Genomic DNA, 15,624 nt, shown 5'->3' on the forward strand with positions numbered 1-15,624 from the left:
CGTACCGATCTTCTGTTGTGCCGGCGTCAGGAGTCCGGGTTCCGCTCCAGGGTGCCGACGGCCAGGTCGGGCGCGCCGTCCTGGATGTCGCCGAGGACGCGACCGCGCTGGGAGCGGGCGATCCGCTCGGCGCGCGTCAGCCGGACCGAGGTCCGCAACCGGTCGTCACTGCCACGCGGGCCGAGGGTCGCGCCGGTCGGGCTCGTGGGTTGCGCACCGTCCGGCTGGTCCTCGGCGTCCGCCGCGGCCGCGCCCGCCGCCGCGATCTCCGCGGCCAGGGCGCCGCCGCTCAGCGTCGGCTCCCATTCGAAGGTGACCGCCCCGATCGTGACATCGACACCGGCGGTCGCGCCGAGCCGGGCGAGCTCCTTCTCCACGCCCAGCCGGGCCAGTCGGTCCGCGAGGAAACCGATTGCCTCGTCGTTGGTGAAGTCGGTCTGGAGGACCCAGCGCTCGGGCTTCCGGCCCTTGATCAGGAAGCCGTCGTCGTGCGTGGACACGGTGAAGTCCGGCTCGTTCACCGCGCGCGGGCGCAGGACGACCCGGGTCGCGACCTGGGTCGGCTGTGCCGCCCGGTGCTCGGCGACCTTCTCCGCCAGGGCCAGCGACAGCGCGTGGACGCCGCGCCTGGTGGCGCTGCTGATCGCGAACACCGGGAGACCACGGACCCGCAGCTCGGGCGCCACCATCTCGGCGAGTTCGGCCGCGTCGGGAACGTCGATCTTGTTCAGCACGACGAGCCGGGGCCGGTTGGACAGGTCGGCCGAGTAGGCGGCGAGCTCGGCCTCGATGACGTCGAGGTCGGTCAGCGGATCACGGCCGGGCTCCAGCGTGGCGCAGTCGAGCACATGGACGATCAGCGAGCAGCGTTCGATGTGCCGCAGGAACTCCAGGCCCAGTCCACGCCCCTGGCTGGCGCCGGGGATGAGCCCGGGGACGTCCGCCACCGTGTACGGCGGGTGGTCGCCGGCCTGGGCGACGCCGAGGTTCGGCGCGAGCGTGGTGAACGGATAGTCCGCGATCTTCGGCCGGGCCGCGCTGAGCACCGACACCAGGGACGACTTGCCGGCGCTGGGGAAACCGACGAGGGCGACGTCCGCGACCGTCTTGAGTTCGAGGGTCGCGTCGAGCTGCTCACCGGGTTCGCCGAGTTCGGCGAACCCGGGCGCCTTGCGGCGGGCCGACGCGAGCGACGCGTTGCCGCGGCCGCCGCGGCCACCGCGGGCGAGCACGTAGGCGCTGCCGGCCCCGACCAGGTCGATGACCTGCTCGCCGTCGCCGTCGAGGACGACGGTGCCGTCGGGCACCGGCAGGATGAGGTCCTCCCCGTCGGCGCCGTGCCGGTTGGACCCCTGCCCGGGCCGACCGCGCGAGGCCCGCTGATGGGGATGGAAGTGGAAGTCGAGCAGCGTCGTGACGCTGGGGTCGACGATGAGCCGGATGTCACCGCCCCGCCCGCCGTCCCCACCGTCCGGGCCGCCGAGTGGCTTGAACTTCTCCCGGTGGATGGACGCGCAGCCGTGGCCACCGTCCCCGGCCGCCGCGTGCAGGATTACCCGATCGACAAAGCTCGGCACTGCCGCCGCCTCCCTTACCCCGTCTGTGGCCTCCACCGGGTCGGTGGCACCTGGCGCGTCGATGACCTTCGGCCGGCCGTTGGACCTCCGCACCCACCGGCAGCCGCGCCCAGCACCACCCGGCGGGCCGGACACGGCACCCGGGCATACAACCAAAACCGCGCGCACCGGACCCCGGAGCGGGATGGTGCGCGCGGTGTGGGTAGCCGAACCTGCCACAACGGAGGCTGCGGGCGAGCCCGCGCTCCGCCGCCTGGTCAAGTCCGGCCGGACGATCAGGCCGCGGGCGCCGCCTCGATGACCACGTTCACAACCCGCCGGCCGCGGCTGCGGCCGAACTGCACGTGCCCGGGCGACAGCGCGAACAGCGTGTCGTCCTTGCCGCGCCCCACCAGCTCGCCCGGGTGGAAGTGGGTCCCCCGCTGGCGGACGATGATCTCGCCGGCCTTGACGAACTGACCGCCGAAACGCTTCACGCCGAGGCGCTGTGCGTTGGAATCCCGACCGTTGCGCGAGGAGCTCGCGCCCTTCTTGTGCGCCATTGCGTCAGGCCTTCCCGGTGTCGATGCCGGTCACCTTGAGCCGCGTCAGCTTCTGGCGGTGGCCCTGACGCTTGTGGTAGCCGGTCTTGTTCTTGAACTTGTGGATCCGGATCTTCGGACCCTTGACGACGCCGACAACCTCGGCGGTCACCGCGACCGACGCGAGGGCGTCAGCCGCATGGGTGACCGAGTCACCGTCGACGAGCAGGAGCGCCGGAAGGTTCACGGCCACACCCGGCTCTCCGGGAAGGAGTTCGACGTCGACGACATCGCCGACGGCGACCCTGTGTTGCTTGCCGCCGCTGGCAACGACCGCGTACACCAGATCTCCCTGCTGTTGTTTTGCCGCTGTAACCGTGGGCGACGAGGCCGCCCACGGAGCTTTGGGTGCGCATGCCCCGACCTGCGGCCGCACAGCGGCCGGCCGGAGACTCCCGGGCGGGCCGAGCCCAGCCCGGAGGAACATGCGGCCTCCACCTTACAGGTCATCGGCACTCCGGTGACGATCGGGAGTCCCCGGCGTCGGCTGCCCGGCCAGCGATCCGACCCGCCCTCCGCCGGCGGGGCGACACCGGCCGCGCGCCGGTCCGTCCGCGTGGGACATGTCCCACGCGGACGGACCATGTAGGCGGATGACCCATACGGGCCATGGTGAACCGCCCTCGTCAGAGAGAAACATGGACCGTCCACCAGGCGTGGACCCAGGACAACGTGAGCGGGCACCGCGCTGGAAACGACGGCACATCGGGGGTGACGAGGAATGATCTGGCAACTGCTGGTCGGCGCGGCGGGTGTCGGGACGGCCCTTGCCCTGGCCATCGCGTGCCGTCCGGCTGCCGCGGTCGCCCGTCGTCACGGCTCGGTGCCGGGAACGGTGCCGGCCGCCACCGGCGCGCTCGCCGTGCTCGCCGTCATCGGCGTGGTCCTGACCGCCTTCGCCGGGCTGGCCGCCTGGGCGGGCGCCTGCTGGCTGCTGTGCACCGCGGCGGCCGCCGGGTGGATCGCCGTGCGGCGTCGCGACCCGGCCGCGTGGGGGCTCATGGCGCCGGAGCCGGTCCGCGTGGTGTCCCGGGAGCGGATGAGCGCCGATCTGGCCGATCAGGACGACCTGGTCCAGTCACTGACCATCGCGTCGTACGCGTTGCAGATGGGTGATGCCGGTCGCGCCCGGCAGGCCGTCGAGGTCGCGCTGTCCCGCTCCCGGGCGACGTTGGACGTGCTGCTGCGCGAGGATTCCGGGCGCGGCTTCGTCCGCTCCGCTCCGGCCGCGCAGACCCCGGCGGGTCCGACCGCCGCCTGACCGAGCCGGCGCCCTCTCCGAGCCGGCGCCCTGACCAACCCGCCTGACCGTCGAAGACGCCACCCGAGGCACACCCGCACTGTCGCGGCGTCTTCGACGCCCGACGTCCGCCACGGCCGTTCGGCCGTCGGTACCGGTCGGGATGGACCGGTACCGACGGCGCGGCTCATCCGCTGGTGCTCTCCGCGGGCGACGGCCCCGGCGGCGCTTCCGCACCCGGCTGGGAGACCGGCCGGGAAGCCCGGCGTCGCCGGCCCTTCGCCGGCTTGACCGCCTCCGCCCCGCCGTCCACGACGGCGACGCTGTCGGGGTCGTCGGAGTTGGCATAGACCGGCGCGGGGGCGTCCTGCTCCGCCGCCGCAGCGGGCAGGTCCACGCTGTCGTTCACCGCGGCGGCTGGCTGCTCGCTGGCCGGCGCCGAACTCTCCGGCGCCGAACTCTCCGGCACGGAGCTCTCGGGCAGCACGGAGGACTCGGGCAGCACGGAGGTCTCCGGCACGGTGAGCACAGTGCCGGAGTCGGTACCGCCGGCCTCGGGTACCTCGGTTACCGTGGCGGACCCGCCCCCGGCCTGGCTCGACGTTGCCGTCGGCGCGGGGCCACCGGCCGACCGCGTGGCAGCACCGCGCGAGCGCCGGCCTGAGCCGCTCGGCGTGGACCCACCGGCCGCCGGCTCGGACTGCCCGTTGCCGCCGCCGGTCACCGCGGCGGGTACCGGGTGGCTGTGCCCGCTGTGGCCACTGCCGTTGGCCGAGCCGTTCCCACTGGCCGAGCCGTTGCCGCTGACGGAGCCGTTGCCGTTGGCAGAGCTGCCGTTCAGGTGGATGACCACCCCGCGGCCGTTGCAGTGGATGCACGACTCGCTGTAGGCCTCCAGGAGACCCTGCCCGACGCGCTTGCGGGTCATCTGGACCAGCCCGAGGCTGGTGACCTCCGCGACCTGGTGGCGGGTCCGGTCCCGGCCGAGGCATTCGGTGAGCCGGCGCAGGACCAGTTCCCGGTTGCTTTCCAGGACCATGTCGATGAAGTCGATGACGATGATTCCGCCGATGTCCCGCAGCCGCAGCTGACGGACGATCTCCTCGGCGGCCTCGAGGTTGTTCTTGGTGACCGTTTCCTCGAGGTTGCCGCCCTTGCCGGTGAACTTCCCGGTGTTGACGTCGACGACGGTCATCGCCTCGGTCCGGTCGATCACCAGCGATCCGCCGGAGGGCAGCCACACCTTGCGGTCGAGTGCCTTGGCGAGCTGCTCGTCGACCCGGTAGTCGGCGAAGAGGTCGCCGGTGCCGGCGTAGCGGCGGATCCGGGGTCGCAGGTCGGGCGCAACGGTGTCGATGTACTCCTCGATCGTCTGGGCCTCGCCGGACCCCTGGACCACCAGTTCGGTGAAGTCCTCGTTGAAGATGTCGCGGATCACCCGGACGACGAGGTCGGGTTCGCCGGAGAGCAGCGAGGGCGCGGACGCCTTCTTCGACCGGCGCTGGATGTCCTCCCACTGCGCGGCGAGCCGCTCGACGTCGCGGGAGAGCTCGGCCTCGCTGGCGCCCTCGGCGGCGGTGCGCACGATGACGCCGCCGTCCTCCGGCGTGATCTTCTTGAGGATGCTCTTCAGCCGGGCCCGCTCGGTGTCCGGCAGCTTGCGGCTGATGCCCGCGTTCTGGCCGTCCGGAACGTAGACCAGGTAGCGGCCCGGCAGGCTGATCTGGCTGGTCAGCCGGGCGCCCTTGTGACCGATCGGGTCCTTCGAGACCTGCACCAGCACGGACTGCCCGGACTTGAGCACCTGCTCGATCTTGCGGGGCCGGCCGTCGAGCCCGGAGGCGTCGTAGTTGACCTCACCCGCGTACAGCACGGCGTTGCGGCCCTTGCCGATGTCGACGAAGGCCGCCTCCATGCTGGCCAGCACGTTCTGCACCCGGCCGAGGTACACGTTGCCCGCGTAGGACGCGGAACTGGCCCGGGTGACGAAGTGCTCGACGAGCACGCCGTCCTCGAGGACGGCGATCTGCGTGCGATCGCCGGCATGGCGCACGACCATCCGGCGCTCGACCGCCTCGCGGCGCGCCAGGAACTCGGCCTCGGTGACGATCGGCGGACGGCGCCGCCCGCTGTCCCGGCCCTCGCGCCGACGCTGGCGCTTGGCCTCCAGCCGGGTCGAACCGCTCAGACCGCGGACAAGATCCTCATCGCGCCGCGTTTCGCGGACGTGCACGACCGTGTTGGGCGGATCGTCCACCACGGCCGGTTCGTCCCCGCCGGTCCGGCGGCGCCGCCGACGCCGTCGGCGCGAGTTGCTGCCCCGCTCGTCATCCGCGTCGGAGTCCGCGTCGGAATCGGCACCGGCCTCGCCGTCGGAGTCGGTCGCGTCGTCGCTGCCGGTCGCCTCGGCCATCGGGTCCGACTCCGCGGACCAGTCGTCGATGTCGGCGTCCGTCGACTCACCGGCATCGCCCTCGGCCCCATCGCCCTCGGCCGCATCGGCCGAGGGCTCGGAGCCGTCCTCGTTCTCACGGGCGCGGCCCCGACCGCGGCGACCGCGGCGACGACGGCGGGTCGACCCGGAGGCGCCACCGCCCTCGTCGTCCTCGTCGAACTCGCCGTCCTCCTCCGCCGCGGGGAGCTCCGTCGGCGCGCTGTCGGCCGTGGTGACCAGCGTGTCGTCGTCAGGCGCGGTGCTGGGTGCGGCGTCGACCGGCTGCTCGTCGGCAGCGGCGACGTCAAGGTCGGACGCCTCGTCAACCTGGCGTTCGGGCTCGCCACGGGTCCAGCGCGGCTCGGCCGCGGCCGGCACGGGCGCCTGGAAGGTGACCATGGCCACCGGACGCCGGGCCGCCGGGCGGGCCGCCGGAGCCGGCGTTTCCTCCCCGACACCGGTCCAGGTGGGGGCGGCCACCCGCCGGGTTCGCGTCCGGGAGCGGCCACCGGTCGAGGCGGGAGCGGCGTCACCGTCCGCGGCCGGGGCGGGGCCCGCGTCGGGGCCGGACGTCACGGCCTCGACAACCGGCTCCGCCGTCGCTACGCCCGGCTGGTCGGCGAGGTCGTCCTCGTCCATCGCCGATGCGTGGCCGGCACGGACGGCGCCGGCCTCCGTCGGCACCGCGTCACCGGCCGGGGAATCCGTCGGCCCGGCATCCGCGGCACCGGCCACCGGCGCTGATCCGCTCGACTCCGCGACCGTCGGCGCCGGCCCGGCGTCCGCGGCCGAGCCGTCCGTCGTGGCCTTCGCGCTCGACGCGCGACGCCGGGTGGTGCGCGCCCTGGTCCGGGGCGCGGGAGCGGTCTCGCCGCCGGCCTCGGGCATGTCCGACCCGGTCGCCGCGGCCGGAACAGTCCCGGCGTCCGGTGCGGACTCGATCTGCTCCACGGCCGGCGGCTCGAGGCCCGCGTCCGGCGCGGTCGGCGAACTGACCGGGCCGGAGGTGGCCCGACGGGCCCGGGTGCGGCGCGGCCGGGGGGTTTCCTCGGCCGGCGGCGTCGCCGGCTCGGCCGCGGAGACAACCGCGGGTGCCTCGCCGGCACCGTCAGTGCTGGGCATGGCGGCGCCGACCCCGTCGGTGCCGGTGGTCGAGGCGCCGACGGGTGCCGGATCGGCCGGCGCGGTGTCCCGGACCGCACGGCGGCTGCGGGCACGGCGCGGCGGCACCTCTGGCTGGGCCGGGTCGGCGGTCGCCGACCCGGGTGTCGCGTCGATGGGTGGCGGGGCGGCTGCGTCCGCCACGGCCCCGGCGGGAACCGCCGGATCGGTGGTGGGCTGCGCCGAGGAGGCCGGGCCGGATGGCTCCGTCGGGGCGTCAACCGCGTCGCCGGACTTCGCGCGGCTTGGCCGGCTCGACGGCGCCTTGGCGCCGCTGGTGGCCCGGGTGCGCCGACGAGCGGGCGGCGGACTGGCCGCTGCCGGCTCGGCCTCACCCGCGGGCGAGGCTGCTTCCGGGCTGGTCACGCTGTCGGGCTGATCGGGGGGCGGGCCGGCGGCCCGTCCCGCGGCCCGGCGCCGCCGCGGCGCGGGGCGGGTGGTTTCGGTCTCTGTCTGGGTGGTCAGGTCATCGTCGGGCACGGGTTAAGAAGCCTCTCGGGCTCCCGGGCGCGCTGCCTGGTGCAGTCGCGGCCGCGCAGAAGCCACTGTCTCGGCCGACGCGGTTACCGCGCCGGTAAATCCTGCGACGCCCAGCAGCATCACGCCGAGGACTAACCCACCAGCCGGCCAGCGTCATTGCGGTCCGGAGCCAGCGGGTCCGCCAGCGTCCCGTCTTCGAGCAGCCGGCCCTGTTCCAGCCGAATGGGCTCGGGAGGCGCCGACGGGCGCAGACCGGCCACCACATCCAAGGCAGTCAGCACGTCGTCTGGTCGCACAGCGGGCGTCGTATGCCGCACGACCAAATCCAGTATCGCACATGTGTCGTTCCCTGCACGACAGTCGGCCAAGATCACGGCTGGACGCACGTCGAACCGGCGACGACCGTCCTTGGTCGCCCGCTCGACCTCGACGCTGTCTCTCCGCAGGAACTCGGCCACGGCGTCCCGCAGTGCCGGCTCGGCGACGCTCGGCAGCCGGACCAGCCACCGCGAGGCGTTGATCCGCTCGGCGAGCGCCGCACCGCCGGCCGGCACGACGCGCAGCACGTCCAGGCCCGGCGGCAGGCTCGCGTCCAGCGCGGACCGCAGCCGCTCGGGCTCCGCCGGCGCGGACAGCGCGAACTCGACGTACTCGGCCTCACTGGCGGCACCGGTGGGCGCCGCGCCGACCCAGGAGATCCGCGGATGCGGGTTGAAGCCCGCGGAGTAGGCCATCGGCACCTCGGCCCGGCGCAGCCCACGCTCGAAGGCCCTGGCGACGTCCCGATGGGACAGGAAGCGCAGCCGGCCCCGCTTGGCAAAGCGCACCCGCACCCGCGCGACGACCGGCGGGGGCGGCGGCCCCTCAGGCTGGCGCGGCACTGCCCACCGGGCTCGGGTCGCCGCCGTCCACCGGGCTCGGGTCGCCGCCGACCGCCGGGCCACCGGCGCTCACGCCGATCACCGGCAGCAGCGAACGCCCGGTCGGTCCGATCTGCGTGTCGGTCCCCATCGTCGGGCAGACCCCGCAGTCGTAGCAGGGCGTCCACCGGCAGTCGTCGAGTTCGGTGCCCCGCAGCGCCTCCTGCCAGTCGGCCCATAGCCAGTCACGATCGAGGCCCGCGTCGAGGTGGTCCCAAGGGAGCACCTCGCGTTCCTCCCGCTCGCGGGTGGTGAACCAGTCCAACGAGGCACCCAGGGGTTCGAGCTCGGCCGCGCAGGCCTGCTCCCACCGCTCGAACGAGAAGTGCTCGGTCCAGCCGTCGAACCTGCCCCCCTCGCGCCACACCCGCTCGATCACCTTGGCGACGCGGCGGTCACCGCGGGCCAGCAGGCCCTCGATGGCCCCGGGCCGGCCGTCGTGGTAGCGGAAGCCGACGGCGCGGGCGATCTCCTTGTCGGCGCGGACCGTGTCGCGCAGCAGCTTGAGCCGGGCGTCGATCACCTCGGGCGAGGCCTGCGCGGCCCACTGGAACGGGGTGTGTGCCTTGGGCACGAACCCGCCGATCGACACGGTCGCGCGGATGTCGCGGTGCCCGCTGGCCTTACGGCCGGCGCGGATCACCTGCCGGGCGAGATCGGCGATCTCGAGCACGTCCTCGTCGGTCTCCGTCGGCAGCCCGCACATGAAGTACAGCTTCACCTGCCGCCAGCCGTGCGCGTAGGCCGTGCTGACCGTGCGCACCAGGTCCTCGGCGCTGACCATCTTGTTGATGACCCTGCGCAGCCGCTCCGAGCCGCCTTCGGGGGCGAAGGTGAGCCCGCTGCGCCGGCCGCTGCGGGAGAACTCGTTGGCGAGCGTGACGTTGAAGGCGTCGACCCGCGTGGAGGGCAGGCTGAGCGAGACCTTGTCGTTCTCGTAGCGGTCGGCCAGAGCGGTCGCGATCGTGCCTATCTCGGTGTGGTCCGCGCTGGACAGCGACAGCAGGCCGACCTCGTTGAACCCGGTGGCCCGCAGCCCGGCGTCGACCATGGCACCGATCGTCTCGATGTTGCGCTCGCGCACCGGGCGCGTGATCATCCCGGCCTGGCAGAACCGGCAGCCCCGGGTGCAGCCGCGGAAGATCTCGACGCTCATCCGCTCGTGCACGGTCTCGGCGAGCGGGACGAGCGGCGCCTTCGGATAGGGCCAGGAGTCGAGGTCGGACAGGGTGTGCTTGCTCGGCCGGGCCGGGATGTCGGACCGGTTCGGCCGGACCGCCTCGATCCGCGCGTCGGCGCGGTAGGAGACGTCAAAGAACGCCGGGACGTAGACCAGCTGGCGACGGGCGAGGCGGGCGAGCAGCTCGGTGCGCCCACCGGGCGCACCCTCGGACTTCCAGGCCCGCACGACGTCGGAGATACCGAGGACGGCCTGTTCTCCGTCGCCGAGCACGACCGCGTCGACGAACGCGGCGATCGGCTCGGGGTTGAACGCGGCGTGGCCGCCCGCGATGACCAGCGGGTGGGCATCGGTGCGCTGATCGGCGTGCAGCGGGATGCCGGCGAGGTCGAGCGCGGTGAGCAGGTTGGTGTAGCCCAGCTCGGTGGAGAAGCTGACGCCGAACAGGTCGAAGTCGCCGACGGCGCGGTGGGCGTCCACGGTGAACTGGGGCAGGTCGTGCTCGCGCAGCAACGCCTCGAGATCGGGCCACACCGAGTAGGTACGTTCGGCGAGCACGTCGGGCTGCTCGTTGAGGATCTCGTAGAGGATCTGCAGCCCCTGGTTCGGCAGGCCGACCTCGTAGGCGTCCGGATACATCAGGCACCAGCGGACGACGGCGGCGTCCCAGGGTTTGACGATGGAGTTCCCCTCGCCACCGACGTACTGCACGGGCCTTCGCACCCGCGGGAGCAGCGGCTCCAGGCGAGCGAACAGCGACTGTCCGGACATGCACGCGAGCCTACGGCACGGCACGCGGGTACTCCGCCGCCGTCCGTCTCCGGCCGGGGACGGAACCGGGGCAAAACCCGACGAAGCTACGACGAAGCTACATGGCGTAGGGGTCGGACCGGGACCGCAGCCGCACGTTCTGCAGCAGTCCGACCGCGATCATGTTCGCGAACATCGACGATCCGCCGTAGGACAGGAACGGCAGCGGCAACCCGGTCACCGGCATGATCCCGAGGCACATTCCGATGTTGACGAAGGACTGGAAGGTGAACCAGCAGACCACCCCGGTCGCGATGAGCGCGCCGAAGGAGTCCTGGGAGTCGAAGCCGATCGACAGCGCCCGCCACAGCACCACACCGAGCAGCACGACGATCCCGCCGGCGCCGAGGTACCCCAGCTCCTCCCCCGCGACGCTGAACACGAAGTCGGTCTGCTGTTCCGGGACGAACTGCCCCTGGGTCTGCTGACCGTGCAGCAGGCCCCGGCCGGTGAACCCGCCGTTCGCAATCGCGATCATCGCCTGGGAGACGTTGTAGCCGGTCCCGGACGATGCCTTGTTGCCCGAGGCGAACGAGGTGAGCCGGGCCTCCTGGTATGGCTGGAGCAGGTGGAACTCGAGGATCGCGCCGCCGAACAGCACCCCACAGAGAACCAGTCCCAGCACCCAGCGCCGCGGCGCGCCGCTGATCGCCAGCATGCCGAGGATCGTGAAGACCAGCACCATGACCGTGCCGAAGTCCGGCTGCAGCATGATCAGCCCGATCGGCACCACCGTCAGGCCGAGGACGAGCAGGACGTCACCATGCCCGGGCGCGCTGCGCCGGATGCCGGTGTTGCGGTTCTCGCCCTTCTCCCCCAGGATCATCGCCGCGCCGACGACCAGCGCCACCTTGGCGAACTCCGACGGCTGCAGCTGGAAGCCCGCGGGCAGCACGATCCACGAGTGCGCGCCGTTGATCGTCGAGCCCAGCACGAGCACCGCGACGAGTCCGACGAGCGAGCCCAGGTAGACGAACGGCGCGTAGGCGCGCAGCACCCGGTAGTCGACCACCGTGGCGACGGCGCCGAGCACCAGTCCGATGGCCAGGTTCAGCAGATGGCGCTTGAGGAACGTCTGCGGGTCGCCGCCGGCCTCGTCGAGACGCTGTCTGGTCGCCGACCAGACCAGGAGCGCGCCGATGACGGACAGGGCGATCACACACAGCTGCAGCGTCCAGTCGAGGCGCCGCAGCGGCGAGTGCCGCCCGGACGCCCGGTCCCGCAACTGCCCGATCCGTCCCCGGATCGGCACCGGGGACGAGCGCAGCGCGGTCGGTCCCGCCTCCTGGGTCACGCCGTCTCCTCCTCCAACCGGCGCCCCGTCCCGGGTGGTGCGCGACGCACCACCCGGGACGGGGCCTGGGCAACGGCCCGGCGGCTCGCCGGGGCCGGCTCAGGGCGGCGCGCGGCTCGGCGCCAGCGCACCCGCCGTGGGTGACGTCGCCATGGGTGACGTCGACACCGGCGGCATCACCCGCGGCGACGTCGCCACCGCGGACACCGGGGTGGCCGCCCCGGATCCCAGCGCCGCCACGGTGGGTGTCGTCGCGGTGGTGATCGTCGAGGCCGGGGTCGCGGTGATCGGCGCGCCCGGGGAGGTCGGCGCGGCCGGGGTCAGCGCGCCGACGGCCGGGGACGCGGCGATCGTGCCGTCGGCGTTGATCCGCGGCAACGCCGCCGGCGGTTTGCCGCCGGGCATCGCCGCCTGCTGGCCGATCCCGTAGATGGCCTGGTAGATCCGTTTGACGACCGGGCCGGCGTACTGGGCACCCTGGCCGGAGTCCGGGATCGTGACCACGACGGCGAACTGTGGGTTGTTCGCCGGGGCGAACGACGCGAACCAGGAGGTGTCGCCCTTGCCCTCGACCTCGGCGGTGCCGGTCTTCGCCGCGATCGGGATCTGGTCGTTCGGCCAGTCGGCGAAGACGCCGGTGGCGGTGCCGCCCGGTTCACTGGCCACGCCGTGCAGGCCGTCGCGGAGGTACGCGAGGACGTCCTGGGACACCGGTAGGGTGCCGGTCTTCGTCGGCGGGTAGGTCCGCACGACCTTGCCGTCGGGCGAGACCGCCGCCTTGGCCAGCGTGGGCTTCCACAGTGTGCCGCCGTTGGCGATGGCCGCGTAGGCGCTGGCCAGCTGCAGCGGACTCACCGCCAGGTACTGGCCCTGGCCGATGGCGAACTGGGCTGCCGCACCGCCGTTGTACAGGTATCCGTCGACGCAGGCCTCGGCGGCGTACTTGCGGAACCGCTCCGCCTTCGTCGGATCGGGCTCCTCCGGGTAGCCGTTCTTCGCCCGCCGGCAGTAGGAGTCCTTCAGTTCCTCCCAGATCGCCTTCGCCCCGGCCCGGTCGACGACCGATCCCTTCGTCTCCCCGGGCAGGTCGATCCCGGTGGCCTTGCCGAAGCCCATCGCCTCGGCCATCCGGGCGAAGTACTCCTCGGGGGGCGCGTAGGGGCCGCGGCCGTTGCGCAGGCCGCCGTCGGCGAGCCACGCGTCATAGGCGAACTGGTCGAAGATGACGTCACAGGAGATGACCAGCGCCTGGTGCAGGGTGATCGGCCCGGCGGACTCCCCGTCGAAGTTGTGGAAGGTCTGGTCGCCGATCTGCAGGGTCTGCGAGCAGGGGAACTTCTGGTCCGGCTTCGCCCCGAGGTTCTGCATGGCGACGGCGGTGGACACCGCCTTGAAGGTCGACCCGGCCGCGCCCGAGCCCTGGTACGCCCGCGAGAGCAGCGGGATGCCGTTCGCCGGGTCGGACAGCGCCCGGTAGTCCTGCTCGGACACGCCGCCGACGAACACCGACGGGTCGTAGGACGGCAGGCTCGCCATCGCCACCACGCCGCCGGTGCGCACGTTGAGGACGACGGCCGAGGCGGTCCGCGCTCCCCCGCCGAGGGAGTTGATCGTGTCCTGCAGTGCCTGCTCGGCTGCCTGCTGGACGTCGAGGTCGAGGTTGAGCACGAGGTGGTCGCCGCTGACCGGGGCGGTGGTGGAGGCGGTCCCGGCCACCCGGCCGAACCGGTCGACCTCGAGGCGTTCCACGCCGTCGGTGCCGCGCAGCTCGTCGTCGTAGGTGTTCTCCAGCCCGGCGACGCCGATGAGGCTGTTGAGGTGGTAGCCCTTCTCGTCGCCCTGTTTGTCGAGCTGGTCCTGGGTCACCGGGGCGAGGTAGCCCAGCTCGTGGGCGGCGAGCGAGCCGTGCGGGTACTCGCGCACGGCCTGCAGGTCCGCGGAGACGCCGGGGAAGCGGTCGGGATGCTCGATGACGGCCAGTGCCTGCTGCGGGGAGACGTCCTTGGCGACCGGCACGGGCTGGTAGGGCGAGCCGTTCCAGCAGGGCGGCTTGATCTGGGCCGCGCAGAACCGGATGCGCTTGGTCAGATCGTCGGCCGGGCTGCCGATCACCGAGGCGAGCCGGGCCAGCACCGCCCTGCCGTGGTCGGGCTGCCGGTCCGTCGTCGACCGGTTCACCGAGATGACCAGGGAGGTGCGGTTGCGCACAAGCGGCTGGCCGCGGTCGTCGAGGATCATCCCGCGGGTCGCGGGGGTCACCACCTCGCGGACCCGGTTCGTCTCGGCCACCTGCCGGTAGTGGTCGCCGTCGAGGATCTGCAGCACCCACAGGCGGGCACCGAGCGTGACCAGCAGCGACAGCACCAGGACCCGGAGCAGCAGGACGCGGATCCGCATCCGGTCGTTCATCGCCCGCCTCGCCGGTGTTTCCCGGCCAGCCGGCGCGAGCCGAGGAGTAACGCCGGATACAGGAACGGGGTCACCAGGGCCGCGTAGACGCCGGTGACCAGCGCCCGGCTGATCGCCTCGCCGCCGGTCAGCGCCGCTTCACCGAGGATCGAGGTGATCGCCACGTAGGCCAGGGTGCCCAGCACGCTGGCCCCGCCGATCACCACCAGGGGAACCGCCACCGACCGCTGCGCCTCATCCATCACCAGGCCAACAGCGTAGCCGATCAGGCACAGAACGAGAGCAGACTGACCGAGGACGTGACTCGACGCCAGATCGGCCAACAGCCCTACCACAAAGCCGCTGATCGACCCGACGAGCGGCCCCTCGATCAGCGCGATCGCCGCCAGCAGGGCAAGGACGAGGTCGAGTCGCCCGCCGGGCAGGTCCAGCCGGGCGATGACGGAGACCTGCACCACCAGGGCCACCACGAGCAGCCCGATCGCGGCGGCGAACGTACGCGGCCGAATGGTGTCGGCGGACTCGAACATGTCCAGCATGCCGGCTCAGCCCACCCCACCCTGAGCGGCGCCCGGCGCGGCCGACGGCTGCGCGGCCGTTGACGGCGCGGAGCTGGCGGCGGGCGGCGGCTGGGCCGCGACCGGGCGGGGCGTCAGCAGCCGATCACCCGGATCGGCCGGCGGCCGGCCGACCACCACCCCGACGAGGTCCAGGGAGCCGACCGACACGTACGGCTTGACCTCCGCGGTGCGGGACAGGCCGCCGACGTCCGTCACCTTCGTGACCTCGCCGATGGGCACCCCGGCGACGTAGTCGGAGCTGCCGAAGGTCACCAGGCGGTCACCCTTCTGCACCCGGTACGACGCGTCGTACAGGGTGAACACGAGCGAGCTCGGGCCCTGGCCACCGGCCACCGCCCCGAGCAGCTGGGTGCGTTCGAGCCGGGCGCCGATCCGGCTGTTCGGGTCGCAGGCCAGCCGGATCACCGCGGTGTGCGCGGTCACCGACGAGACCGTGCCGACCAGGCCGTCGGCGTTCAGCACGGTCTTGTCGACAGCGACGCCGTCGGCGCGCCCCGCGTTGACCGTGACCGTCCAGTCGGTGCCGGTGACGTCGCCGATCGCGATGACCTTCGCCGGAATGATCGAGTACTGGCCTTTGTCGGCGAGCAGGCGCAGGCTGGACAGCTCCCCCGCCAGCCTGGTGATCTCCTTGTCGTCGGCGAGCTGCCGGCGGAGCTGCGCGTTGTCCTGGGCGAGGCGGTCCGCGCGGTCGTGGTAGCGGTTGGGATGGGTCAGCGAGGAGGCCGTGCGGCCGATCGGGCGGACCACCGCGGTCACCCCGTCCTCGATGCCGCCGAACGCGGAGTGCATGGCGCCGCGGACCCCGGTCGCCGAGTGGCCCGTGCGGTAGTCGAGCGTGATCAGCGCGAACGCGACGACGAGCAGAGCGGCGATCACCAGGCGGGTTCGCCTCGTGTCACGCCCCACAACGGCCTCCGAAAATGATCTCAGGTCCCGGGCTGCCGGGAGGTGGGC

The 15,624-nt window shown here is 73.0% G+C and carries 11 protein-coding genes and 1 pseudogene; 2 read left to right on the forward strand and 10 right to left on the reverse strand.

The features are described from left to right. Positions 1-26: 26 nt before the first annotated feature. From obgE to rplU, 3 genes are all read right to left on the reverse strand, one after another. Positions 27-1,577: a GTPase ObgE gene (gene obgE / locus MXD60_RS12185; protein WP_248819145.1), complete on the reverse strand. Its 1,551-nt coding sequence runs from the start codon at positions 1,575-1,577 to the stop codon at positions 27-29. Positions 1,578-1,852: 275 nt separating this feature from the next. Continuing rightward, on the reverse strand, positions 1,853-2,119 hold the full coding sequence (rpmA, locus tag MXD60_RS12190; protein ID WP_248819146.1) for a 50S ribosomal protein L27: 267 nt from the start codon (positions 2,117-2,119) through the stop codon (positions 1,853-1,855). Between the two features lie 4 nt (positions 2,120-2,123). After that, complete coding sequence (gene rplU, locus MXD60_RS12195) at positions 2,124-2,441, reverse strand: 50S ribosomal protein L21 (protein WP_248819147.1); 318 nt, start codon at positions 2,439-2,441, stop codon at positions 2,124-2,126. Positions 2,442-2,879: 438 nt separating this feature from the next. Between rplU and MXD60_RS12200 the strand changes: the two genes are divergently transcribed. Beyond that, entirely contained in the window at positions 2,880-3,419 is a 540-nt protein-coding gene (locus tag MXD60_RS12200) for an MFS transporter (RefSeq protein ID WP_248819148.1), read from the forward strand. A gap of 407 nt (positions 3,420-3,826) precedes the next feature. Next, positions 3,827-4,288 carry a hypothetical protein gene (locus tag MXD60_RS29865; RefSeq protein ID WP_368861223.1) on the forward strand — a complete coding sequence of 154 codons (462 nt, stop codon included), beginning with the start codon at positions 3,827-3,829 and terminating at the stop codon, positions 4,286-4,288. Positions 4,289-4,296: 8 nt separating this feature from the next. Here MXD60_RS29865 and MXD60_RS12205 read toward each other — a convergent pair. The 7 genes and pseudogenes from MXD60_RS12205 to mreC form a co-directional block, all read right to left on the reverse strand. Further along, positions 4,297-6,954: pseudogene (locus MXD60_RS12205) on the reverse strand (Rne/Rng family ribonuclease); the annotation flags it as partial. A 650-nt stretch (positions 6,955-7,604) separates the two neighbouring features. Beyond that, on the reverse strand, positions 7,605-8,354 hold the full coding sequence (locus tag MXD60_RS12210) for a TIGR03936 family radical SAM-associated protein (RefSeq protein ID WP_248819150.1): 750 nt from the start codon (positions 8,352-8,354) through the stop codon (positions 7,605-7,607). Then, positions 8,338-10,344: a TIGR03960 family B12-binding radical SAM protein gene (locus MXD60_RS12215; protein ID WP_248819151.1), complete on the reverse strand. Its 2,007-nt coding sequence runs from the start codon at positions 10,342-10,344 to the stop codon at positions 8,338-8,340. Before MXD60_RS12215 ends, MXD60_RS12210 begins: the two co-directional genes overlap by 17 nt. Before the next feature lie 97 nt (positions 10,345-10,441). Next, complete coding sequence (gene rodA / locus MXD60_RS12220) at positions 10,442-11,677, reverse strand: rod shape-determining protein RodA (RefSeq protein WP_248819152.1); 1,236 nt, start codon at positions 11,675-11,677, stop codon at positions 10,442-10,444. A 99-nt stretch (positions 11,678-11,776) separates the two neighbouring features. Further along, positions 11,777-14,086, reverse strand: coding sequence for a penicillin-binding protein 2 (gene mrdA / locus MXD60_RS12225; protein ID WP_248819153.1), 2,310 nt, complete (start codon positions 14,084-14,086; stop codon positions 11,777-11,779). Beyond that, positions 14,083-14,625, reverse strand: coding sequence for a rod shape-determining protein MreD (mreD, locus tag MXD60_RS12230; RefSeq protein ID WP_248819154.1), 543 nt, complete (start codon positions 14,623-14,625; stop codon positions 14,083-14,085). Before mreD ends, mrdA begins: the two co-directional genes overlap by 4 nt. A gap of 6 nt (positions 14,626-14,631) precedes the next feature. Next, positions 14,632-15,576 (reverse strand): rod shape-determining protein MreC, encoded by a 945-nt coding sequence (gene mreC, locus MXD60_RS12235; protein WP_248819155.1) that lies wholly within the window; start codon positions 15,574-15,576, stop codon positions 14,632-14,634. Between the last annotated feature and the right edge of the window lie 48 nt (positions 15,577-15,624).

This window comes from Frankia sp. AgB32 (assembly GCF_023243045.1).
In the GTDB taxonomy this organism is placed as follows: domain Bacteria; phylum Actinomycetota; class Actinomycetes; order Frankiales; family Frankiaceae; genus Frankia.